Below are 22,953 nucleotides of genomic sequence, written 5' to 3'. Positions count from 1 at the left end.
AGGCTTACTATACTGTTGTAAAAGCACTAATTTAGGCATATTTATGCTATAGCGATCGCCTTTTTATCCTGCTCAATTTTTCGTTCCTGATGTTGTGCTTCATATTCACCAAATTGCTGAATAAGTTGAGCAACTAATCCTGTCCATCCAGTTTGATGACTGGCTCCAATTCCGGCTCCATTATCACCATGAAAATACTCATGGAATAAAATTAAATTCTGCCAGTGTGGGTCATTTTGAAACTTCTGTATCCCACCATAAACAGGTCGTTGACCAGAGGAATTTTGCAAGAAAATTCTAGTTAACCTTTGAGATAATTCTGATGCAACTTCCCAAAGCGTCATCATCTGACCAGAACCTGTGGGACATTCCACTTTGAAATCATCGCCCAGGTAATAATAGAATTTTTGCAGAGATTCTATTATTAAGAAATTCACCGGAAACCAAATAGGGCCGCGCCAGTTAGAATTACCACCAAATAAACCACTGCTAGATTCAGCAGGTTCATAATCTACACGAAATTGCGAACCCTTGACATCAAAAGTATAGGGATGTTCGGCATGAAATCTGGAAACTGCGCGAATACCGTAAGGACTGAAAAACTCACTTTCATCAAGCATTTTTTGCAGAATACTTCTTAATTTATCCCGTGAAACAATTGCTAATAATCTTCTAGCACCAATTCCTTTTGTTTCCATACAAGCTACATTTTGCCGCAAGTCAGGACGGTTTTGAATAAACCATTCCAGCCGCTTCTTAAAGCCAGGAAGCATCTTTAACGTTTCTGGTTCCATGCTTTCAATAGCAAATAGGGGGATTAATCCCACCATTGACCGGACTTTTAAGGTAATCTGCTGTTCATGTAAATGTAGCACATCGTAGTAAAATCCATCTGATTCATTCCACAAACTGGCTTCCATTTCGCCAATTTTATTCATCGCATCGGCTATGTACAGAAAATGCTCAAAGAATTTTGTGGCAATATCTTCATAAACAGGATTAGTTTTGGCTAATTCTAGAGCAATCGCTAACATATTTAAACAATACATCCCCATCCAACTAGTACCATCAGATTGGTCGATGTGTCCGCCTGTAGGAAGGGCTGCACTGCGGTCAAATACTCCAATATTATCTAATCCTAGAAATCCCCCTTGAAAGACATTATTCCCCTCAGCATCTTTACGATTTACCCACCATGTAAAATTGAGCATTAACTTTTGAAAAACCCGTTCTAAAAACTGTCGGTCTGTGCGTCCATAAATCTTCTGTTCAATTTTATAAATGCGCCAAGTTGCCCAAGCATGAACAGGGGGATTAACATCACCAAATGCCCACTCATAAGCAGGAATTTGCCCATTGGGATGCATATACCATTCCCGTGTGAGAACATCCAATTGGTACTTCGCAAAATCTGGGTCAATCATTGCTAAAGGAATGGTATGGAATGCTAAATCCCAAGCTGCAAACCAGGGATATTCCCATTTATCAGGCATAGAAAGAATATCTTCATTGTAGAGATGGAACCACTCTTGATTTCTACCATTTTGCCGTTCTGCTGGGGGTGTTGGTGTGTTGCGATCGCCTTTCAACCAATCCTCTACAATATAATGATAAAATTGCTTGCTCCAAAGCATTCCGGCAAATGCTTGTCGTTGCACATTACGCATATCTTCACTTAGAGGATATGGAGTAATACGTTGATAAAATTCATCAGCTTCTTGTTGTCGTCGGCTAAAAATTAAATCAAACTCCTTACCAAATGGTTCAACTAAATTGGCTGCATTACTCAGTCGTAATTTGATAGTTTGAGTTTCACCAGTCTCAACTTTTAATACATAACTGGCAGATGCTTTTGTGCCAATCTTATCAGGATTTACGGCTGTTTTCTGACCATTTACAACATAGTCATTAATCCCATCTTTTACATAAGACGAGGTATTGGGAGAAGCAAATAATCGCTCTATATTTGTCTCATTGTCTGTAAAGAGAACCTCTTTTGTTTCTTGACAATACAGCCACCTATTTCCTAAACTTGGGTGAGATGCTTCAATAATATTGAAGCTACGATCTGATTTAATCTCTTTTAAAGTAGGTTTATCTGCATCTCCATTCCAACACCAAGTATTGCGAAACCAGAGGGTAGGTAACAGGTGCAATGTCTTCGCTTCTGTACCTCTGTTGACTACTTTAATTTGGATAAGAATATCTTCCGCAGAATGCTTGGCATATTCCACAAAAACATCAAAATAGTGATTATCATCAAACACGCCTGTATCTAGTAGTTCAAATTCTGGCTCTTGACGATTTCGGCGTTGATTTTCTGCAACTAATTGGGAGTAGGGAAAGGCTGTTTGAGGATATTTATACAGCGCTTTCATGTAGGAATGTGTGGGAGTGCTGTCTAAATAAAAATAATATTCTTTAACATCTTCACCGTGATTACCTTCATTACCAGTTAGACCAAAAATTCTTTCTTTGAGAATAGAATCTTCACCATTCCAAAGAGCGATCGCAAAACAAAGTCGCTGATGATTATCAGAAATCCCGAAAATCCCATCTTCACCCCAACGGTAGGCGCGAGAACGAGCCTGATCGTGGGTGAAATAGTCCCAGGCTGTACCGTTGGGGCTGTAGTCTTCGCGTACTGTTCCCCATTGGCGATCGCTTAAATATGGCCCCCATCTGCGCCAATGAGCTTTGTGATGTAAAGCTTCTTGTAATCTAATTTCTTCCTGGGTTGGAGTTGTCATCATAGCATTGTACTTTCATTAATTTGCTATCTGGAGTATCCCGTTTTTATCTAAGATATAGCTGAAGTTTTGGTTAAACTTGATAGAAATATTAGTAAGTAAAAATCTAGGATAAACTCAGGAAAAACTTATGTTAATTTTTGTTGGTAGTGTCAATTGATATTGATGAAGAGTTAATCCGATATCTGAGTTATAAGAACACTAACCCTCAGTTGCTAACCAAGCACGTAAAACTTCTGCAACAGTCCACGCCTGGGCAATACATCCCCGTGGAGTCATCGGCGCATCACCATCAAAAATTTCGCTGAGACTACCAAGACCGTGTGCGGTGAGATGATTAGCCATTGGTTGGAGAAATTGACGCGCCTGCTGAAGATTTTTATAGACGCGCAGGTGTGCAAGGACAAACGGCCCTAATAACCAACCCCAAACAGTACCTTGGTGATAAGCACCATCACGTTGATACTGATTTCCTCCATATTTACCTTGATATTGGGAATGGTCGGGGTTAAGGGAACGCAACCCATGCGAAGTTAGTAACATCTGCCCACAAATGTCTACGACTCCTCTTTGTTGGGCTGGCGTGAGGGGACTTTCGGGTAATGAAACCGCAAAAATTTGGTTCGGACGCACAGAAGAGTCATTTCCATCAGGACTATCTAGCACATCGTAGCAGTAGCCTGTATCCTGATTCCAAAAGCGAGAAAATCTGACTTGAGCGCGGTTAGCAATAGCCTCATACTCTTCATGGGGCTTGCCAAGAAGATGGGCAAACTTTGCCATTGTCCGCAAAGAATTATACCAAAGAGCGTTCACTTCTACAGGTTTACCAATACGCGGTGTTACCACCCAATCTCCGATTTTGGCATCCATCCAAGTTAGTTGCACACCTGTTTCCCCTGCATACAGTAAACCATCGCTGGAATCGAGGTGGATGTTGTAACGTGTGCCGCGACAGTGCCAATTGATGATATCTGCCAACACGGGAAACAGTTCCATCAGCAAATCATCATCCTTAGTCACATTGTAGTAAGCTCGAATGGCTTCAAAATACCAGAGAGTTGCATCAACTGTATTGTATTCTGGTATTTCACCTGCATCTGGGAAACGATTGGGTAACATTCCCTGGTCTACATACCTAGCAAAAGTGCGGAGAATTGAACGTGCTATTTCTGGGCGACCAGTGGCAAGAGTCAAACCAGGTAGGCTAATCATTGTATCGCGTCCCCAGTCACCAAACCAGTGATAACCAGCGATGATGGTTTTGCCATGAGGGTCTTCGGGAACGGAGCGATCAACGATAAATTGGTCAGCAGCCAAAACTAAACGATTGACCCAAGCAGGACTGGATGATTTCCAGAGTCCAATTAACTTTTGTTCAAGAGCTTGACGATGTTCGAGTGCTGCTTCAGCATTTAAGTCTGGTTGCTTCTGAGTACTGGCAACTAATGTGTAGGTGCAGCCCGTCGTAGACATCGCTTCCCCTGGATTGAGTGTAACTTCAAAGGTAGCAGCGTGGAGGTGGTCTTCTTTGTCGCTCAATCCCCGATAACGCTCAACTGCTAAGTCAAAGCCATAATACCAATTGTGAACAGGCGATGCACTGCCACAGTCACTCAACAGATACAGTGGTACAGCACCGGGATAAGCAGTTACACAAATTCCCTGTTGTACCTGCTCAACAGACATCTGCCAGCCGTTGCTTTGGGTATCGCCGTGATAATCACGGTAGTTGACTATTGCTTTGAGCGTCAACTTTAGCGGTTGGGTAGCACGACGCAAAGTATACTGGACATAAGTTGTGTTAGCTCCTTGCTGCATCCATACCCGTTTTTCTAACAAGGCATCAGCAACAGCAAAACGCCATACGGGAATTGTACCTTCCAAAGAAAAACGTTCAATGTATTGATAACCGTGAGGACTGACGATACCATCTACCCAACGGTTTGTGTTGAGAGAATAAGAGCAAGTATCATACAGAACAGTTTCATCTAGTTTTGCTAGCATTAAAGTGCGACCCAGCGGCGGTTGCAAGGCTGCTACTAGTAACCCGTGATAGCGGCGGGTTAATAAACCTGCCACCGTTCCAGAAGCGTAACCACCAATACCATTAGTAACTAACCATTCCCGTGACTCTGCGGTGTCGAGATTGCCGCAGATTTCCCGTCCAAATTCAATACACATAAGTCAACACTCTTTCTGGCGATCAATATTTGGATTATTGTTAACTTCTCGTTTCTTACAGGATTGCTTTTGAGAAACTACTTCTGCACCACCCGCATCACATGACCATCTGGATCTCTGACCAAAAAGCCCTTTTTAAACCCCAACTTCTCCTCAGAAATCGCCACAACACTAGGAGAAACAAACGTAGATTTATTGATTCGCAACTGTTGAGCGACTGCTTCTGCATCCTTGACTACCAGGGTTGTTTGCCAATGTAGCAAATCATTGGGACGCGCATCATTTGGTAAAGAACGCCCATCTTTTGGTGTCAAATATTCCAAAAATTCAATCCCAGGCCCAGCAAGGGAACGCAAACCACTAATATGCAACTTGGCTCCTTCAACATTATTAAGATGCTCCTGTTCTGTACCGTAATTCATGCTTTCTCCCGCCAATCTCAAGCCAAGTAAATCACGGTAAAATTTCAAACTGGCTTCGGTGTTGGATACAACGATCGCTGTATGGTCAATTCCCAAAAATAACTGATTGCTCGGTTTTTGCCACTTCGGATCGCCTTTTCCTGGGGGAAAGTAGATAATCTCTAGGTTGTGTCCGTCTGGATCTTTGAAATAGAAAGCGCGAATTCCTGCTGCTGCTTTGTTAGAGTTGGGGATGCGCTGGGGTGCAGTGGAGGCGTGTTGCACCTTGAATTTACGTAAATGCTGATAAGCTTTATCCATATCGCTAACTGCTAACGCAATATGTTGAAACCATCGGTCATTGCTACGTGAATCTACAGGGATAGGTTTGCCTTTTGGTGTCAGATATTCCGTTAGTTCAATCGACTCGTTGCCCAACTGCATCCGCACCACCCGCAACCGTACCCCAAACAGTCCTTGCAGCTTTTCGTACTCAGTACCCAACACTTCTACATCTGAGACTTTCTGGAAGGATAACACCTGAGAGTAAAAATCAACGGCTTTATCCATATCAGAAACCGTCATGCCTACTGATTCTATTGCGGAAACTACTGCTTGTGACGGTAATTTTTGAATCTGGGCTGTTTGTGTGGAACGGTTGTTTTCCCGTCGGTAAACCTGGGATAAAACCGGATTTTGTGTCAGGGCAATTGTGGTAAATACTCCAACTGATAGAATTACCCCAGCTATTTTTTTACTGAATTTTGCAGCCATAGTGACACTCCATCAAATTTAATTTTTCATTATTCGATGCTTTAATTTAGTAGGGTAGATTTTTTGCTATTGCACTGTGGCTGCATCCCCAAGACAGAACCATGAGTGTATTTAACAACCCCAGAAACAGGAATGACTTCTTGATAGCAATACTTGCAAAACCAGTAAATATTTCCAGAACGGATGTGGCGAAGTACTAAATGAGAGCAAAAAAGACAAGTAGGACTGTGAATCATCAGAGTTTTGATGCTTGAAGCAAGGCTTTTGAAGCTGGGAAAGCAGAGTTTAAAAAAGCTGTGATTTGCTGGCGCTGCATATCTGGTTCACTAGTTAATTTAGAAGCAGTTAGAACTGCACCAACCCAGTTTTGAGTGTGCCAAAAACCATTACCATCAAGGGGTAGAAGATTTTCAGAGTTGGGGTAAGGATAAGGAGAAACATACCAATACGGTTCGTTGTAGCTGGTATCTCCTGGTGACATCCCAATTCCTACAGTCATCGGTTCTCCGTTTTTAGTGCCACCAAGAGTAATGAGTGTGGCGATATCAAAGTGATGAGGCCAAATATGGATAGCAGATGCTTCCTCTGTGATCGCAACTATTTCTTGTAAAATTTGATTGGTATTGGCGTAGTAATTTGCTAGTTCCTGTCGTCCAAATTGTCCACTGTTAGCATCGAAAGTTGCACCATAAGCAATAACATGGTCTGGAAAATCTGCTCGTGGATAGGTAGGAAGCTCAATATTGCTAACATTAACACCTAATTTAGCAATCTCCTGTTTGTGCCAATCCAAAGCATCTTTCATGGTTTGTTGATGTAGGGGAAAAGTTGCAATTGTATCACTTTGTTTATCTAAAATTATTGCAGTGAGGCTAACTGGATCTAGTGCAACTCGAAAGGGTTTTATTGTCCGAATTAACTTTCCGACAAACACTTCTAATTCAGGATGCCATTGCAAACTTGTGTGACTGTAGTCTGGTAGGGGTTCTGCAAGAGCAGATCCAATAATACTAATGAACTGAACTGCATAGTGCATTTGCAATCTAGTTTCAATCAATTCTTGGGGTTTATTTTTGCCTATAGGTTGCCATAGATTACTCATAATTAACTTCCTTTGATTACAATAATCCGTGCTTTTTCCCAAACAAAAATTTTCTTGAGAAAGGTGCGGAGTGCAAGTAAAAATCCAAAAATCAGAATTTGTTGCCAGGTTCTCAGGTCTATCATCCTTAACAGAGAAGCGGAAAGCATAAAACTCAAACTGTTAATTACTCCTTCAGCAACCATAAGCCTTGAACGGTCAACATGGCGATGAGGAATCAGAAAAAGCGTGGCAGTGATAACATAAGCAGCAATCATTAAAGCTCCAATTATCTGAATTATCCCTGCCCATACAGAGAAACTAAAAAGATTCATTGGTCACAATATTATTTTTCTTTGTGGCTTGCTCGATTTCTTTACTTAAGAAGTAATTAAGAACTGTTCTTAAAGCAATGATGGCAGCCAATTTACCAATATCATCCCAAGTTGGAGCAATTGTGCTACGCAGGATATCAGCAGCCAGTGCAAATTCAAGGGAAAGAGCCAACCATTTACCAAGTGATAATCGAATTTGCTCTTTAGCACGATCCATATTTTTACGGTAATTAAAATAAAGCATTATGGTTTTGACTGTGGCTTCTAAGACCGCAAAACCAATGATGATCCCAGTCAAACTATCAATTAATGTTGCTAACGAAGTCATCAAATTGGTAATTAGATATTCCATAATGCTTGATTTCATTCATTCCGAAAAATGTTATCAAAAACTATTATTGAACCACAGAGAACGCAGAGAACACAGAGTCAGAGAAAAGAGAGAGTGATTATTTCATTCTTTCTATCAAGCGATCGCCTACTCGCAAAGCGTTGGCAATAATTGTTAGTGTAGGATTAACAGCACCACTAGAACAAAAGAAGCTGCCATCAACAATGTAAAGGTTATCTATATCATGTGTGCGGCAATCTAGATCTAACACTGAAGTTTTAGGATCTTCGCCAAAACGTGCAGTACCAACCTGATGTCCTACGCCATCTAATGGTAATTTACCTGTATAAGTTTTGCCTGCTCCCACAAAATAGGCACAATTCGGCATGATTTCTTGACCGCACTCAATGGACTTGATAATCTCAATCCAGCGTGTTTCTAGACGGTTATAGGATTCGCTGTTGTTTTCAGTATATTCAAGGATAATTTTGTCGCCATCAACACGCACATGGTTATTGGGGTTGGGTAAGTCTTCCACCGTTAACCACCAGTCAATCGAATGAGTTGCAACTTGTTCAGGTGTCAGAGGTGCATAAGCCTCTGGATTACCTTCTAGTGCTTCTTTGCTGACTTTACCCAGAGTTTGGATTTGTCCCATTGGGTAGTCGTAACCTTCTTCACCCCAGTAAAAATCATTGATAGAGAGGGTTTTCTGGAAGAGAGTCGGGTTAGGCTTTTTGGATACGCCAATGATGGAACCAAGTACATGCTTCATGAAATTACGCCCCAATAAACCAGAACTATTGGCTAGTCCGTTGGGGTGTTTTTCGTTTGCAGATTTGAGAAGCAGAACAGAGGAGTTGATCGCACCACAGGCGATCGCTACAATATCCCCTGAAAACATCCGCACTTCGCCTTGTACATCCACTTCTACCCTGGTGATTTCTCGCCCAGAGGGACTAGTGTGTAATTTCAGTACTTTGGCTTCCGTCAGCAATGTGACATTCTCCTGTGCCATTACTGGACGAACTGCACTGACTTCAGCATCGGATTTAGCTTGTACCAAGCAGGGATAACCATCACAAGTGTTGCAACGAATACACGAACTCAGGTAACGCTGGGCTTCATTTAAGTGAATACCTACAGGGGTGTGATAGGGATGTAGTCCTTTTGAGTGCAACACATCATTGATTTCTTGAATGCGGGGTTCGTGACTAACCGCAGGATAGGGATATTCTTGACTACGAAATGGTTCTGTTGGGTCTTCCCCACTTTGACCATGCACTTGATAAAGCTTTTCTGCTTGGACGTAATAGGGTTCAAAATCCTGATACTTCAGCGGCCATTCTGGCGAAATGCCGTCTTTATGCTGGAATTTCTCAAAATCCTTTTCTCGCAAGCGGAATAATGCTGCACCGTAAACTTTAGTATTTCCACCGACAAAGTAACTCATGCCAGGGTGTAGTTCGTTACCGTTTTTGTCGTACCAGACTTCAGAATTGTGGTAGCGATCGCTATGAAAAACTGTCTTTGTGTCCCAATTAGCTTTTTCTCTGGGTAAAAATGGCCCACGTTCCAGTACTAATATTTTCTTGCCACTCTGGGCTAATTTGTAAGTGAGGGTTCCGCCACCTGCGCCTGTGCCAATGATGATAACATCGTAATGTTCAGACATACTGCTATCTCCTTGATTTGAAATCATCATCAGACAGGACAGCAGTAGGAGAATTATAAACTGCTAAGGATTTGAGTATGGGAATGCTAAGAGTTTGACTAAAGTATTCTTATTGAGATTTCAGCAGAAATTAAGCTGGAGAGATGAGAGTGCGATGGATGCGATCGCCTACCAACATCTTGATATACTGTCCAATCAAAATTATGAGGTAACGGTCGTGCTCACCGGATGCAGATGATTTTTGCTACTCAACCGACCATATTAATGCATTCCGGTGCAGCAAGGTTGTTAGGCATGTATAGGCTTAATAAAGATGTGAGCTATCAGGCTTCCTATCTTAACTCAGCCTAAGAAGTTGCCTCACAGTATGATTGTATCGGATGTGTAAAAAGCGTGATTAATTTAGATCAGATTTGTCAATTCTATGGATAATTCCCGATCTGTATATGGGCGGAGTGGTTCTCGATCATATGATGAGTGTCCGGTGCCTGTTCCCCCCGAAACTCTTGCTAACACTCTTGCAGAACTTGCAGATGCACGGGGATTAGATGTGGTTTCGCGAGCATTACGCACTCGTGGAGTTAGCATTACCCTTGAAGAGTACGATAACTGGGACGGTGGGATATGGACATGGCTAATCACAGTGTCTCTATCTCCACGAGATTGGGCTGTGTTTAATGGCACAGAAGAACGAACCACAGTTGAGAAAGATCTGGCTGAACTCGCCAACGCTATTGTGGTCAGTGATGCTCATAATTTTATGGTTCGGCTTTCAGCAATAGCTATTTCGTCCTCCAAGGGCTTGACAAATCAAGGGCGTGCACACTCTTCTAATCTAGCGACTATCGAGTATGAAGGATTGCTATTTAGATCTCAGCCAGAAGTCCTGCTATTCGTTGCTTTACGTGATACAGGGTTGCCAGTAATACCATTACCCGTCGTAACATCCAACCAACCCCGCTTTAAGCGGATTGAACCTGATTTCGTTCTTATTTGTAGGGGTATGACGTTCGTCGTAGAGGTGGACGGCGATCGCTGGCACCAAGAATCACCATCCGCAGCACAAGAACGCTTACGTCACTTGGAAGATCAGGGTGTAAGAATCATTCGTGTATCTGCTGAGAACTGTAAATCGAGCGATTCTGCTAAGGAAACTGCAAAGAATATCCTATCGAGGATTGAACGAATGTTGGAGAGTCGCTAGCCTAACTATTTATTATACGGAAAGTTTCCATATAATCTTTTACTCGATGACGATATACAAGGATTACATACACCTCTTGTCATAATATACGGAAATTTTCTTTAAAACATCCATATTCGGATATTATGCAGAATTTTTCCGTATAACCACCCTGATCGAGGGGATTATATGGAATTTTTCCGCATAACATCCTTAAATTATGACATCAGTAAGATTTACTCACCAAGTGATTGCATGAAGGTTTTCAACCTCTTGAAAATGAGCATCGCGTGTAACCAAAGTCAGGTTATGCTGAAGAGTCAGGGCTGCAATCCAGATATCGTTTTCTGGCAAAGGTCGCCCTTTAAGACGTAGCTTATTTTTTACTTCCCCATAATAACGAGCAGTCTCGACATCACATCCAAGTACAGTACTGTTGGCTATAAATTCATCGATACGCTCTAAATTCTCTTTTGAGCGTCCTGATTTTCTTGCACCATAACACAACTCACCAACGGCAACACTGGGAATGAAAACCTCGTCTGCTTGTGCAAGCATATTTTTGACAGCTATCTCCGAAGCAAAAATCGCAATGATAATATTTGTATCCAGCAAGTATCTACCACTCATCGATATCAATCTGCTCACAATTTTGTTCAATTGCTTCGCGCATTAACTGGATATCATCTGGTGATATTGTCCCTGCAAAACGCAGTAATTGATGACCTGGAACACCTTGAACAGTTGAACCAGCCAAACCGCGTGCAAATTCGAGTACCTGTTGCTGTAGGTTTTCAGGCATGACCTTCAGTTGTTCAACCACTTTATCAAGAATAGATGTGTCCATTTTGCTGTTTGCCCAACATTTTAAACATATTCTAACTCGGCTAAATTTGACAGCAAGTGATGAAAGCAGTGGGGTTAGAGGTGTTAAACGATGCTCTTGGAACGGAAGCTAAATATCCAACACCACCCTAGAACTTCCCGGTTGAGAAATACAAATCAACACCGAACCCCGATCAATTGCAGCCGTTGGTTCTTCCTGATAAGCAACCTCACCAGCACTGATTTTACACATACAAGTCCCACAAATTCCCGCCCGACAACTAAAGGGAGGATTAATATCATTTGCTTCGGCAAATTCCAAAATACTACCATCTCCCTGCTGCCAATTTAGGGTTTGACCAGATTTTGCAAAAACAATCTCGGCTTGTTGCACTTCCTCACCTGTAGTTGCAGTAAGGGATTGACTGTCGGATGCAACTTTCATCGGTTTCCCAAAAGACTCAAAGAAGACTCTACTATCAGGTACTCCCGATTCCTTCAACCCTGCCATAATTGACATCATAAAAGATGGAGAACCACATAGAAAATACTCAGCTTCTTGTTGTACTAATTCTTTAATTAAAGTAGCATCAACATAACCAATACTGTGATAATGTCCCTCATCTTCAGGCGTGGGACGACTGTAGCGATAATGCACATTTAGGTGAGGATTTTGTTGGGCTAACTCTGTCACTTCATCATAAAAAGCATGGAATTTGCCATCTCTAGCACCATGTATAAACCAAATTGGGCGGTTAGGGTGCAAACGAGTTACGGCTTTTGCCATACTCATCATTGGCGTAATCCCGACACCATTGCTAATCAGTACCGCAGGAATGGATTTTTGCACATCTAAAACAAACTTACCATTTGGTGGTTTCGCCGGAATTATCGAACCTTCGTGAATGCGATCGTGCATAAAATTAGACGCTATACCAGGCGGTACATCTAATCCTTTTGGGGCAGGTTCACGTTTAATCGAAAGACGATAATATGTACAAGGTTCTGGATAATCAGAAAGAGAATAAGTACGAATTACAGGTTTGTCTTGTCCGGGGATATCCAGTTTGATAGTTAAAAATTGACCTGGTTGAAAATTAGGAATTTCGCCTTTGTCTTCTGGTTGCAAGTAGAATGAGGTAATTTCTTCGCTTTCTTTTACCTTGCGAACAACCACAAAATTTCGCCAATCTTGCCAATTCTTGCTATGGGATTTTACCTCTGTAGATACTGATATTTCCTGACTGGCTTTGCTTGTTAAGACTAAGCCAAAGATAGCACCACAACCTGTTCCTAATAGTGAGGAATAAACACCAACTTGAGCAGCAGATTTATCTTTTGGATTAATTAATCCAATAGCCACACCAGAAACTATGGTAACTACTGAAAATGCGATACTTGCAGTCGCAGCACTTCTGATAATGGGATTCTGAATTCGTCGGATATTTTCTAACATTTCCTGTTCCTGTTTATCTGTTGGCACTAGTTAGGGACGGGGTAGGCGAGCCTCCTTTGGAGGAGCTTCGCTAACGCTTTAGTATCCATTTGGTATCACCAAGCTTTTGCTGGCGGTAGCCACAGCGAAAGATACAGCGTTTGTTGTTGTGGTGATGCAATTTCGCGCACTTTACAGCATTTCTACCTCTGGTTCTCACGTATACCTCAGCAGCTGTGAGCATCCCTAAAAGTGGTGCGGTGAAATAAACCCAGATAGCTGTCCAATTTTGAGCCGGAATCGCCGATGCTAGAGTACGGGCTGGATTCATACTCATACCTGACAGTGGTGCTTCTACGGTGATGTAAGTTGCAATCAGCACTCCGGCAAATATGCCTGTAAATGGTGATAGTTTCGGGGTATTGGATACAAATAAGATCGTGAGCATTACCCCAAAGGAAATCACCAGTTCAGCCAAGAACGCCACACCTGCACCACCTACACCAGGAATTGTGATTATATAATTTATAGCTGGATCGGTAACTGCATTTTTAAACACCACTGCGGCTAATAGCAATCCCAACAATGCACCGACGAACTGAGCCAAAATGTAAAAAAGAGCATCCCACGGTTTAATTTTGCCGAGACGGAAGAAAGTTAAGGTGACAACTGGATTAATATGTGCGCCTGACTGCTTACCCCAAGGGGAATAAATAATACAAATAGCAGTCAATCCCATTGCCAAACCAATAATGAACCGCCGTAAAAGTGGGTCAGCAATTGCCTGTCGAATTGATGAAGCTGGATGCTCTAATAACGCAGTCACTACCGCCGCAGAAATCATAAAGATGCCCAGCCCCGCAGCTTCCATCAAATATTCGGGATAATGTTTCCGTAGTATTTGCATCATTATTGTTCTTGATAGTTCCAAAGCAATCCCCCATCTACAAAGAAAGTGCTACCTGTGATGTAGTCAGCCTCCGAGGAAGCGAGAAATGCTACTAGGGAAGCGACATCTTTTGGTTGACCCAAGCGACCGAGGGGAATGTTCTTGAGCAACGCGCCTAGTTTTTCTGGGTCATTCAACAGCTTAGTATTAATGGGAGTTTCAATTGCTCCTGGTGCTACATTGTTAATTGTGATTCCCAGTGCGCCCAATTCTACTGCCAGATTGCGGGTAAACATTTTCATTCCGCCTTTGCTGACGCAGTAAGCTGTGAAGTTGGGAAAGGGCAAATCTTCATGTACCGAACTGATGTTGATAATCTTTCCGGGACGTTTGGTTTCCAGCAGGTGGTTCACAAATGCTTGGGTTGCAAAAAATACACCTTTTAAATTGATATTGAGAACCGCATCATAATCTGCTTCGGTCACTTCCCAGAAAGGAGCATGTTTTTCAATTCCGGCATTGTTTACCAAAATATCCAGCTTGCCAAAGTGTCCAACGCTCTCTGCAATCAGTTCGCGCACCATATCCACATTGCCTAAGTCTGATTGAACCGTATAAGCCTGGGAATTTGGACACTCTGCTAGATAGCACTTACCACCGATCGCTTTCACTTTTTCTAGAGTTTCTTCAGCGCCTTCTGGGTGAGAGCGGTAGTTAATCACAACATCTGCTCCTGCTTGAGCTAAACGTAGAACTATTCCTTGTCCGATACCTTGACTACTGCCTGTAACCAAAGCGACTTTACCTGCAAGTGTCATGAGTGTTCTCCTGATAAATGTTTAGGGGTTGATGACACTCATGATTATGATCGCAAGCCGCGATCGCCAGATGATTGATTTCCCAGAAGTCGATGCCAAAATGCTAATATTTCGGTGAGAAATCTTTTAGTTTATTTTCAGCAAGTTTTAATTTTGACCTGATTGAGATCGGAATCCAGGCTCTAAGTACCGCTTTGTGTAAAATCGTGGCGAATTGAGGGTTGAAATTTAAACGCAAAGGGGCGCGGAGGTAAGCGCAAAGGTACGCGGAGAATTCGCTACGAATTAATGAAATGTTGTACTAAGGGTAGTTGCACTTTGACGATTGTTCCTGTGACTGCCGATGACTCAATGCTGAATTCTCCATCATGGGCTTCGACAATTCGCTTGACGATCGCCAATCCTAAGCCAGTTCCACTTGCTTTGGTGGTAAAAAAGGGCTTGGTCAGCTGCGGTAAAATATCAGCCGGAATGGGTGTGCCCTGGTTGTGAATCTGAATGCAAACTTGCTGATTTTCAGTTACTTGTATCCCAACTGTGATAGTTTCTCCAACATTTACGGCTTCACAAGCATTAGTGACTAAATTAATCAATACCTGCTTGATTTTATCGCCATCTGCCAGAACGTTTAGAGGTTGAGTAGCAGCAACAAACTTCAGATGTTTTCCGGAAGCGACAGGAATTGTTTTTAATGGATTTAATGTTGCCAAAATAAAGCTATTTAGCTCTAAGGGCGATCGCTGGAGGATTTGCTGTCTGGAATAGAGCAGAATTTGATTTAACAAGCGTTTCAGGCGATCTGCTTCATCCAGTGACAAAGAAAGATACTCTTGAAACCGCTCGGAAAGTTGCAGCTTTTTGAAGGCATTTAAGCCCATTGAAATGGTGGTTAAGGGATTCCGGACTTCGTGGACAATCATGGCTGCCAGCTCACCGATTTCGGCTAGTCGCTCTAATGCCTTTTCCGCCTGTTTCAGCATGGTAATATCAGTTGCAACTGCCAACAGACATGGCTCATCTTCTAGATGAATCATCTCGGCTGAATAGAGAGCAGGAAAGATTTCCCCCGATTTTCTGCGAAACTTGACTTCCAGATTAATCACACTGCCTTGCTGGTGCAGTAGTTGCTCAATTGTGTCTCGCTCCTCTGGCTTTGCCCAAACTCCCAAGTCGAGGGCGTTATGTCCAATGATCTCCTCTTGACTGTAGCCCAGCATCTTGAGACAACTATTATTCACCTCAATGTAACAACCATCCTTCATTGTGCTGATGGCGATCGCATCGGGAGAGGAGCGAAAGGCTGTGGAAAACTTGGTTTCTGAAACTCTCAGGGCATCTTCCGCCTGTTTGCGCTCCATCTCAGCCGCCGCTCGTGCAGCAAAAATTTCCAACACAGCTTGAGTCCGAGATTCATTTTCCAGGGGGCGATCGTCCACTACTGCCAGATGTCCCAGGAGGTTACCAGTTGAGTCGAGTAACGGAATTCCAGCATAGCTTTGTGCCTGCATTGCCTGCAAATCTCGATCGTCAGGAAAAAAGGACTGGATCTGCTTTGGAAAGCACTGGGAGGCTCTGCTGTGGAAAATTTGTTCGCAGGGTGTACCATGCAAATCGTACTCAAACTCGTCTCCAAACCCATCTCCCCGCCAAATAGCAAAGCTACGCACACGGGTCGGCTCAGTGTCCATACATTCGCTGATGAAGGCGTAACGGACACCGATCGCTTGTGCCAGAGAGCGCACCAGTGAGCGAAAGAAGTCTGCTCCGGTGACTGAAGCCGTACCTTCCACAATCATTCGCAGGGTTTGCTCTGATCGTTGGCGTTCTAAAATTTCAGTCTGGAGGAGATCGTTGGTTTGAGTGAGTTCTGCGGTTCTTTCTTGTACCCGTAGCTCCAATTGATTATAGAGTTGAGCGTTATCAATGGAAATTGCGGCCTGGGTGGAAAGGAACTGCAAAATTTCTAGCCGTTGTGGTGTAAAGGCATCTGTTGTTAAGTTGTTTTCCAGATACAAAATACCAGAGAGCTTTCCCTGGTGCAGCAAAGGAGTGCAAAGGATTGATTTTGGTTGATGTTTGCGGATGTAAGCGTCTTGGTTGAAGCGGTAGTTTTGGGTGGCATGATTGAGTACCACGCTTTCTTGGGTACGAGCGACATAGTTGACGATCGCTAAAGGCACCCGATTTGTGTCTGCTTCAATGTTAATCGAAAGGGCTGGCAAAATCGCAACACGGTTTGCGTCTACATTACCTTCAGCTGCGATTTGCAATTTACCATTATTTTCCAGTAGTAAGTAGCCCCGTTGCGCTCCAGCATTTTCTATGAGAATAGTCATCAATTTGTCCAGCAGTTTGTCCAGCACAATTTCGTCAGAGAGTGCCTGCGCTGCTTTCATCAGGGCTACCAGATCAAAGGCTGCTGTTTCGGTACTGGTGGAAGAGGTGTGCTGGCTGCGAGTAATTGTGGAGGTGCTTTCAGTCCGGCGATCAAAAAATTGCGGATATCGTTGATCGAGATCGTTGACTTTCGCGGTTGCACCCCATCTGAGATAGCAGTAACGCGCATCCAACAAGTAGGCGCGGGCAATTTTTAGTTTACCCTTGGCTAAATAAAATCTACCCGCAAGTTCGTTTGCTAGGGCTTCTTCATTCAGGTATTCATGGGACTGAGCAAGTTCGATGGCGCGATCATAGGCATCGATCGCTTCTGTATCCTGACATAAAATCCGGTATCGTTCTGCCTCAACAAGGTGAAACTTATGCAGATAATTCATTGGTGCATAGTTTGCCCAATGTGCCATTTTTTGCTGATTTGCATTGACTTTTTGGAGAATCTGCTGCTGTACAGTTTGGGAAACTTGAGGAAAAACAGCAATTATGGCAAGTGAATCGTAGAAGTAGAAAACGGGAACGACTAATAACCCAATGGCACCTTCACAGAGGAGATGATCGGCTGCTGCTGCATATTCTGCTGCTTGTTGAGCATTCTGGAATAAATAAGAGAGAATCAATTTATTCAAATACAGATGAAAAAGAATATATTTATCATTGGCAGCAATCAGTTGGGGTAAGCTTTCCACCTCATTGAAGCTTTTACCCAGCAAATTAGCAGGATTTGCGGATTTTTCCCTCAGATTGAGAACTGACTGCCGATAAATGCGCGTTAAATTCAAGGGAAGTACTTGCTTGAATTGCGCGATCGCATTTTCATAACTTGCCATTTCCTGCTCAAGTTGTGTCAGTTCTCGACCAATTAAATAGGAGTGGTAGAAGCGGAAGGCGATCGCAAAGGTCGCATACTCTAAATCCCCAGTTTCTAAACCACACTGGTAGGCTTCCAGTAAAGGATTCAGCGTTTCTTTCAAATGTTCTTGCCAGTGTCGCAGATACATATTCACCAGCAGATTTGTTTTGGGGATAAACTCTTTTGAGTTTAATTGCGACTGTAGTTTCACAGCTAATTGAGCGAACTGATAGGCCACATCAATATTTTCTTCCACAGCACACTGAATCATGCCATAGTCTGCATAACCAAAGGCTGATCCGGGAGCATTGCCATAAAGAATTGAAAGCTGCACCTTCTGAAAAACCATCAACTCCCAAAGTTCTGGTACCAGGAAATAGGTAGGAGTACAAACGCTGGCAATCATCTGCATCGCTGCTAACTTATGCGGATCGGTCATGCTCGGCAACTGAGCTAAATCCTCGATCTGTTTTTCTGCCAAAATACGTTTTGTCTCAGATAGTTCTTGAGAAATGCTTTCCTGGTCGGGAAGTATGGGGATTTTAATGCCTAATAAATCTAGAGCTTCCAGAGCAATTTGGATTGCCTCCATAAATCGGTCTTGAGCAATACAAGCCTGAATTTTGACCAGATAGACATTCGTTTTTTCTAATGCGGTTGTGGCGTGATGCAGAACTTCTTGAATTTGTTGCTCCATCTGCTCGAAGTCACCGGCAAGATAAGCTGCCTTTGCTGTCGATTCACATAATGCCAAAGTCAGATCATAGGCTGTCTGCCAGCTATCTTTTGATAGCAAAGATCGCCCAATATTCAGATAATTTAACGAAGATTCATAGGCGATCGCAGTTTTGGCTTTTTGTCCGGCGACTAAATTCAGCCAGGCTAGCTCATCTTTTTGCGCCTGTTCTGCAATCATTGTTGTAGCAATGTTGAGATGGTCAACAATCTCAAAAATTTTGTCTTCCAGATGTTCTTTTGGCGTTACTCGCCGCAGGTATTGACCAATTTCTAAATGATATTGAACTCGTTTGTTTTCAGAAATTAGAGAATAGGCAGACTGTTGAATGCGATCGTGCATAAATTTGTAACTGACATCAAAATCAATCTCAGTTATTTGAGCAGATGAATCAAGATATTTATAGTCATCCCCAAGTGGTGTAATTAAGTTTGCTTGTGAGGCAAGGTGTAAGGCTTGGTTGATTTCGAGCAGCAATAATTGCTCACTAACAATCACTAAGGTTTGCAGATTAAATTGACTACCAATACAAGCTGCTAAAGCGAGAATCTGCTGAGTTTGGGCGGGAACTTCCTGAATTCGCTCTGTGACTAACTCCATCACATTATCGGCAAGTCGTGCAGTCTGAATCTGCTTTAAATGCGTATCCCATATCCCCTGTTGAACATTAAAATTAATCAGCTTTTCCTGATGCAGACATCTCAAAAATTCATTCACAAAGAATGGATTTCCATTTGTTTTTTGCAGTGTTAATTCTGCTAATGGTAAAGATTTTTCCGAGCCACAATGCAGAGTATCTTGAAGCAGACAATTCACATCGGCTAATCCTAACGGAGATAATGCAATGTGATGAACAGTTCCTTTGGCTTGTTGAATTTCCTGGAGCGATCGCGCTAATGGATGATCGGCATCAACTTCAGTGTCTCGATAAGCGCCGATCACAAGCAACTGTTGATCGTTCATGATGGTGATCCAGCGCTGGATCAATTGCAGAGATGCACTATCTGCCCACTGTAAATCATCTAAAAAAATCACCAATGGATGAATTGGTTTAATATCAATGGTGAAAGGTTGAGTGAATACGCGGATGAACTTCTCCAATGCTAAATAAAATCGGTTTTGCGCCTCCGCAGGTGGCAGTGCGATGGCGGAACGCCCAGCTTCGCTGATCGCCTCTGGTTGCTTGCCAATCAGGAATTCCAGATCGGGAATTACATCAACGACAATCTGGGCATTATCACCTAAAGCGGCTAACAATTTCTCTCGCCAGTCAACAATCTGCTCTTGCGATTCACTCAATAACTGTCGAATCAGTTCTCGAAAGGCTTGAATCAGCGCGAAATACGGGATGTTACGTTGCAGTTGCTCATACTTGCCAGTAATAAAATATCCATTTTGATGAGTCACTGGTTTGTAGAGTTCTTGCACCAAAGTCGTTTTGCCAATACCAGGATAGCCAGAAACGAGAATGAGTTCAGCAGCAGCTTTCGGAGTAGATATGACTTGCTCAAATACCTTTAGCAGGCTCTCTACCTCGCTAGCTCTACCATATAGTTTTTGCGGAATTTGAAATGTACTAGCAATATCCCAGCGCCCGACAGCAAAGGATTCAATTCGTTGGGTTTGCTTGTGCTGGTTACAGCACTCTTGCAAATCTGCCCAAATACCATGTGCGCTTTGATAACGGTCTTCGGCATTTTTTGCTAGCAGTTTCATTACCAAGTCAGAAACTGGCTCAGGAACGGCTGGATTGGCTTCATGAGGCGGAAGTGGCTGTTTAGCAATATGGCAGTGAACGAGTTCCAGAGCATCGGTGGCTGCAAAGGGGAGGCGATCGCACAACAACTGATAAAACGTTACACCCAAAGAATAAAAGTCTGTGCGATAGTCCATTGCCCGGTTCATCCGTCCGGTTTGCTCTGGTGACATATATGCCAGTGTGCCCTCCAAAACATTCAGATTCCGCAGCGTGGGATTTTCCCGCGACAGGACAGTGGCAATTCCAAAGTCAATAATCTTCACCTGCCCAGTTGTGCGATTTAGCACAATATTTGATGGGTTAATGTCCTTGTGGATGAGGTTATGTTGGTGAATTTCGCCAAGAATAGATGTCACCTGAATCGCTAGGGTGAGGAACTCTTCCAAGTTAAACCTGCGCTCAAGCAACCATGTTTGCAGGGATTCGCCACCAAAATCTTCTAGAACCAGGACAGGGCTTTGCCGATAAGTCTCCAATGCATAGGCTTTAATGACACCTTCTGCTTTCAAATTTTGCAGTATGTCATATTCCATCTGAAATCGGGCGATCGCCACAGGGGAAGGATACTCCTGCCGCAACACCTTCAGTAGCACAGATTTCCGATCTGAATGACGTTGTGCACGGTAGATCAGGGATCTAGAACTTTCACAGAGTTTTTCCAAAACCTGGTAACCCGAAACACTGAGCATATAGCTTAACGGTCAGAAATTTGAACCTGATTTGAATTGTCTCTTTTGCCAGCTTAAAAATAAAGCTTTCGTATTAACTCTTTATTGAAAGCAGCGAGCTTCAATTCTCTTCATCCACTCTGTTATGGGTTGTTTGCAAAAAAGATGACAATTCTTTATTTAACTTACCTGCGCGGACAAACTCAGCATAGGTATCAGCTTCAATTGCCAGCAGTTCCCCTCGCAGTTCTTCGGTTGTAAATTCTTGTAAATTTGGATATTCATCGAGTAACTTATCAATTTCTGCTTGCAAACAGGTAATTTCACTTGAAAGTAGCGTCTTCTGGTAACGATAAAACTCTGGCTGAATGCCGGGACGCTTTTGTGCTGTTTCTAAATATTCCAGCACCCTTTGGAGAGCAACTTGACGGGCAATTGCTTCCGTATATTTTTGACGTAGCGGTTGCGAACCTAAAAGTTGGAGTTTTTCTAATAATGCTTGGGTGCTTAAACCCTGCACTAACAATGTAAATAAAACTACTCCAAAGACTGTGGCAATAATTTCTTCTCTTTGCGGCAGTATAGCTGGTACACTCAAAGCCAAAGCTATAGAAACAGAGCCACGTAATCCACCCCAAGTCAATACAGCTTGTTCAGCTAAAGGAATTTCGGATTTAGCCAACCAGTTACTAACACTACTTAAAGCATAAATAGATATCGCCCTTGCCAAAGTCATCGCAGCAATTGTGAGTGCAATAGTTTTGAGGTTATTTCCTAATACAGCAAAGTGAATCTGATCGCCAATTAACAAAAACACAATCGAATTCACAAAAAAAGCTAGAAATTCCCAAAATTCAGTCACAATGATCCGCGTGCGCGGGTTCATGCCGATGCGCGAGCCAAAGTTGCCTAAAATTAAAGCTGTAGTAACAACTCCAATCACTCCAGAACCACCTAAATATTCTGTAATTAGGTAAGTGCTGTAGGCAGAAACCAGGGTAAGAGATTGTTCTACTAATGGTAAATCGAAACGTTGTGTTAGATAGGAAATACCAAACCCAATTAATCCTCCAACGCTGATACCAATGCCTACTACTTGAAAAAATTCTAATAAAGCAGACTGTAAATCAAGTTTGGCAGTACCTAACGGCAGAGCAACTAATAAGCCAAAAGCCACAACAGCCATACCATCATTAAATAAACTTTCTCCTTCCATCAGCGTTCTTAGACGTTTGCTTGCTCCTAGTTGCCGAAATAGAGCCGTTACCGAAACCGGATCGGTTGCTGATAGACTAGCTCCAACTAATAGAGCAATATTCAGTTCAAGTCCAGCGAATTGATGAAGGCCAAATGCTACTCCAGCAATAGAAATTATCACTCCTATTACTGCATACAAACAAATAGGTAAGAAATCCCGTTTTAAATCTGACCATTTCAAATTCCAAGCAGCTTCAAACAGCAGTGGCGGTAAGAAAATCATCAGAATCAATTCAGGAGAGAGATTAACCAATCGTACATTCACGAATGCTAATCCTAATCCCACTATGACCAGTAATAGTGTATAAGGAATGCGGCGCAACCAACTAAAAATTTGTGGTAGTGTAGCAACACCCAATGAGACAGATAGTACTAGTAAAAATTGCTTGAGTTGTTCTGCAATTACGACTTCACCAGTGGTAGAATCTAATGCCATAAGGGTATTGCAGTTAAATAGAATATTTAGCATCAAGTAAATATAGAGAGATTATCAAACTCCCAACATTTTACCCCGATGGATGCTGTACTTATAGCAATCTTATCTTGCACCGTAATATACTTCTTTGGTCTGAGAATCTAGAGACTGTCACCTTTTCTTTTTTTTCAGC

General features: G+C 42.6%; 15 protein-coding genes. 1 reads left to right on the top strand and 14 read right to left on the bottom strand.

Annotated elements, in window-relative coordinates; genetic code table 11:
- Nucleotides 1-41: 41 nt before the first annotated feature.
- The 7 genes from AACU32_RS18680 to AACU32_RS18650 all read right to left on the bottom strand — a co-directional run bounded on the left by AACU32_RS18680 (nucleotide 42) and on the right by AACU32_RS18650 (nucleotide 9,531).
- Entirely contained in the window at nucleotides 42-2,750 is a 2,709-nt protein-coding gene (locus tag AACU32_RS18680) for an MGH1-like glycoside hydrolase domain-containing protein (protein ID WP_096602190.1), read from the bottom strand.
- 201 nt (nucleotides 2,751-2,951) lie between these two features.
- The gene (locus tag AACU32_RS18675; RefSeq protein WP_096602188.1) at nucleotides 2,952-4,934 is read right to left on the bottom strand and encodes an amylo-alpha-1,6-glucosidase; all 1,983 of its coding nucleotides are present in this window, start codon (nucleotides 4,932-4,934) and stop codon (nucleotides 2,952-2,954) included.
- 77 nt (nucleotides 4,935-5,011) lie between these two features.
- A complete protein-coding gene (locus AACU32_RS18670; protein ID WP_096602186.1) occupies nucleotides 5,012-6,109 on the bottom strand; it encodes a VOC family protein in 1,098 nt (365 codons plus the stop codon).
- Nucleotides 6,110-6,344: 235 nt separating this feature from the next.
- Entirely contained in the window at nucleotides 6,345-7,211 is an 867-nt protein-coding gene (locus tag AACU32_RS18665) for a hypothetical protein (RefSeq protein WP_096602184.1), read from the bottom strand.
- Between the two features lie 2 nt (nucleotides 7,212-7,213).
- Entirely contained in the window at nucleotides 7,214-7,525 is a 312-nt protein-coding gene (locus AACU32_RS18660; RefSeq protein WP_096602182.1) for a DUF1622 domain-containing protein, read from the bottom strand.
- Entirely contained in the window at nucleotides 7,512-7,853 is a 342-nt protein-coding gene (locus AACU32_RS18655) for a DUF1622 domain-containing protein (RefSeq protein WP_339378064.1), read from the bottom strand. Before AACU32_RS18655 ends, AACU32_RS18660 begins: the two co-directional genes overlap by 14 nt.
- A gap of 121 nt (nucleotides 7,854-7,974) precedes the next feature.
- Nucleotides 7,975-9,531, bottom strand: a complete 1,557-nt coding sequence (locus AACU32_RS18650) for a GMC oxidoreductase (protein WP_096602178.1) — start codon at nucleotides 9,529-9,531, stop codon at nucleotides 7,975-7,977.
- A gap of 424 nt (nucleotides 9,532-9,955) precedes the next feature.
- Here AACU32_RS18650 and AACU32_RS18645 point away from each other — a divergent pair, with 424 nt between their 5' ends.
- Entirely contained in the window at nucleotides 9,956-10,735 is a 780-nt protein-coding gene (locus AACU32_RS18645) for a hypothetical protein (protein ID WP_096602176.1), read from the top strand.
- 219 nt (nucleotides 10,736-10,954) lie between these two features.
- On the opposite strand, the gene AACU32_RS18640 is transcribed toward AACU32_RS18645, so the two are convergent.
- The 7 genes from AACU32_RS18640 to AACU32_RS18610 form a co-directional block, all read right to left on the bottom strand.
- Nucleotides 10,955-11,344, bottom strand: a complete 390-nt coding sequence (locus AACU32_RS18640) for a type II toxin-antitoxin system VapC family toxin (protein ID WP_096602174.1) — start codon at nucleotides 11,342-11,344, stop codon at nucleotides 10,955-10,957.
- On the bottom strand, nucleotides 11,334-11,561 hold the full coding sequence (locus AACU32_RS18635; protein WP_096602173.1) for a hypothetical protein: 228 nt from the start codon (nucleotides 11,559-11,561) through the stop codon (nucleotides 11,334-11,336). Before AACU32_RS18635 ends, AACU32_RS18640 begins: the two co-directional genes overlap by 11 nt.
- Before the next feature lie 108 nt (nucleotides 11,562-11,669).
- On the bottom strand, nucleotides 11,670-13,022 hold the full coding sequence (locus AACU32_RS18630) for a 2Fe-2S iron-sulfur cluster-binding protein (protein ID WP_339378063.1): 1,353 nt from the start codon (nucleotides 13,020-13,022) through the stop codon (nucleotides 11,670-11,672).
- Between the two features lie 43 nt (nucleotides 13,023-13,065).
- Nucleotides 13,066-13,884: an MIP/aquaporin family protein gene (locus AACU32_RS18625; protein WP_339378062.1), complete on the bottom strand. Its 819-nt coding sequence runs from the start codon at nucleotides 13,882-13,884 to the stop codon at nucleotides 13,066-13,068.
- The gene (locus tag AACU32_RS18620) at nucleotides 13,884-14,681 is read right to left on the bottom strand and encodes a glucose 1-dehydrogenase (protein WP_096602171.1); all 798 of its coding nucleotides are present in this window, start codon (nucleotides 14,679-14,681) and stop codon (nucleotides 13,884-13,886) included. Before AACU32_RS18620 ends, AACU32_RS18625 begins: the two co-directional genes overlap by 1 nt.
- 278 nt (nucleotides 14,682-14,959) lie before the next feature.
- Complete coding sequence (locus AACU32_RS18615; RefSeq protein WP_096602169.1) at nucleotides 14,960-21,109, bottom strand: ATP-binding sensor histidine kinase; 6,150 nt, start codon at nucleotides 21,107-21,109, stop codon at nucleotides 14,960-14,962.
- Nucleotides 21,110-21,209: 100 nt separating this feature from the next.
- Nucleotides 21,210-22,781 carry a Na+/H+ antiporter gene (locus tag AACU32_RS18610; RefSeq protein ID WP_096602167.1) on the bottom strand — a complete coding sequence of 524 codons (1,572 nt, stop codon included), beginning with the start codon at nucleotides 22,779-22,781 and terminating at the stop codon, nucleotides 21,210-21,212.
- Between the last annotated feature and the right edge of the window lie 172 nt (nucleotides 22,782-22,953).

Origin of the sequence: Calothrix sp. NIES-2100 (assembly GCF_963875285.1) — a bacterium.
Lineage (GTDB): Bacteria > Cyanobacteriota > Cyanobacteriia > Cyanobacteriales > Nostocaceae > Aulosira.
Note: the sequence above shows the minus strand (reverse complement) of the source record. Positions and strands in the feature narration are given on the sequence as shown.

Bases quoted from the DNA above. Each gene is read 5' to 3' on its own strand.
- AACU32_RS18665 (WP_096602184.1), bottom strand. From the start codon at position 7,211: ATGAGTAATCTATGGCAACCTATAGGCAAAAATAAACCCCAAGAATTG.
- AACU32_RS18660 (WP_096602182.1), bottom strand. From the start codon at position 7,525: ATGAATCTTTTTAGTTTCTCTGTATGGGCAGGGATAATTCAGATAATT.
- AACU32_RS18610 (WP_096602167.1), bottom strand. From the start codon at position 22,781: ATGGCATTAGATTCTACCACTGGTGAAGTCGTAATTGCAGAACAACTC.
- AACU32_RS18620 (WP_096602171.1), bottom strand. From the start codon at position 14,681: ATGACACTTGCAGGTAAAGTCGCTTTGGTTACAGGCAGTAGTCAAGGT.
- AACU32_RS18645 (WP_096602176.1), top strand. From the start codon at position 9,956: ATGGATAATTCCCGATCTGTATATGGGCGGAGTGGTTCTCGATCATAT.
- AACU32_RS18675 (WP_096602188.1), bottom strand. From the start codon at position 4,934: ATGTGTATTGAATTTGGACGGGAAATCTGCGGCAATCTCGACACCGCA.
- AACU32_RS18680 (WP_096602190.1), bottom strand. From the start codon at position 2,750: ATGACAACTCCAACCCAGGAAGAAATTAGATTACAAGAAGCTTTACAT.
- AACU32_RS18615 (WP_096602169.1), bottom strand. From the start codon at position 21,109: ATGCTCAGTGTTTCGGGTTACCAGGTTTTGGAAAAACTCTGTGAAAGT.
- AACU32_RS18635 (WP_096602173.1), bottom strand. From the start codon at position 11,561: ATGGACACATCTATTCTTGATAAAGTGGTTGAACAACTGAAGGTCATG.
- AACU32_RS18655 (WP_339378064.1), bottom strand. From the start codon at position 7,853: ATGACTTCGTTAGCAACATTAATTGATAGTTTGACTGGGATCATCATT.
- AACU32_RS18650 (WP_096602178.1), bottom strand. From the start codon at position 9,531: ATGTCTGAACATTACGATGTTATCATCATTGGCACAGGCGCAGGTGGC.
- AACU32_RS18625 (WP_339378062.1), bottom strand. From the start codon at position 13,884: ATGATGCAAATACTACGGAAACATTATCCCGAATATTTGATGGAAGCT.
- AACU32_RS18640 (WP_096602174.1), bottom strand. From the start codon at position 11,344: ATGAGTGGTAGATACTTGCTGGATACAAATATTATCATTGCGATTTTT.
- AACU32_RS18670 (WP_096602186.1), bottom strand. From the start codon at position 6,109: ATGGCTGCAAAATTCAGTAAAAAAATAGCTGGGGTAATTCTATCAGTT.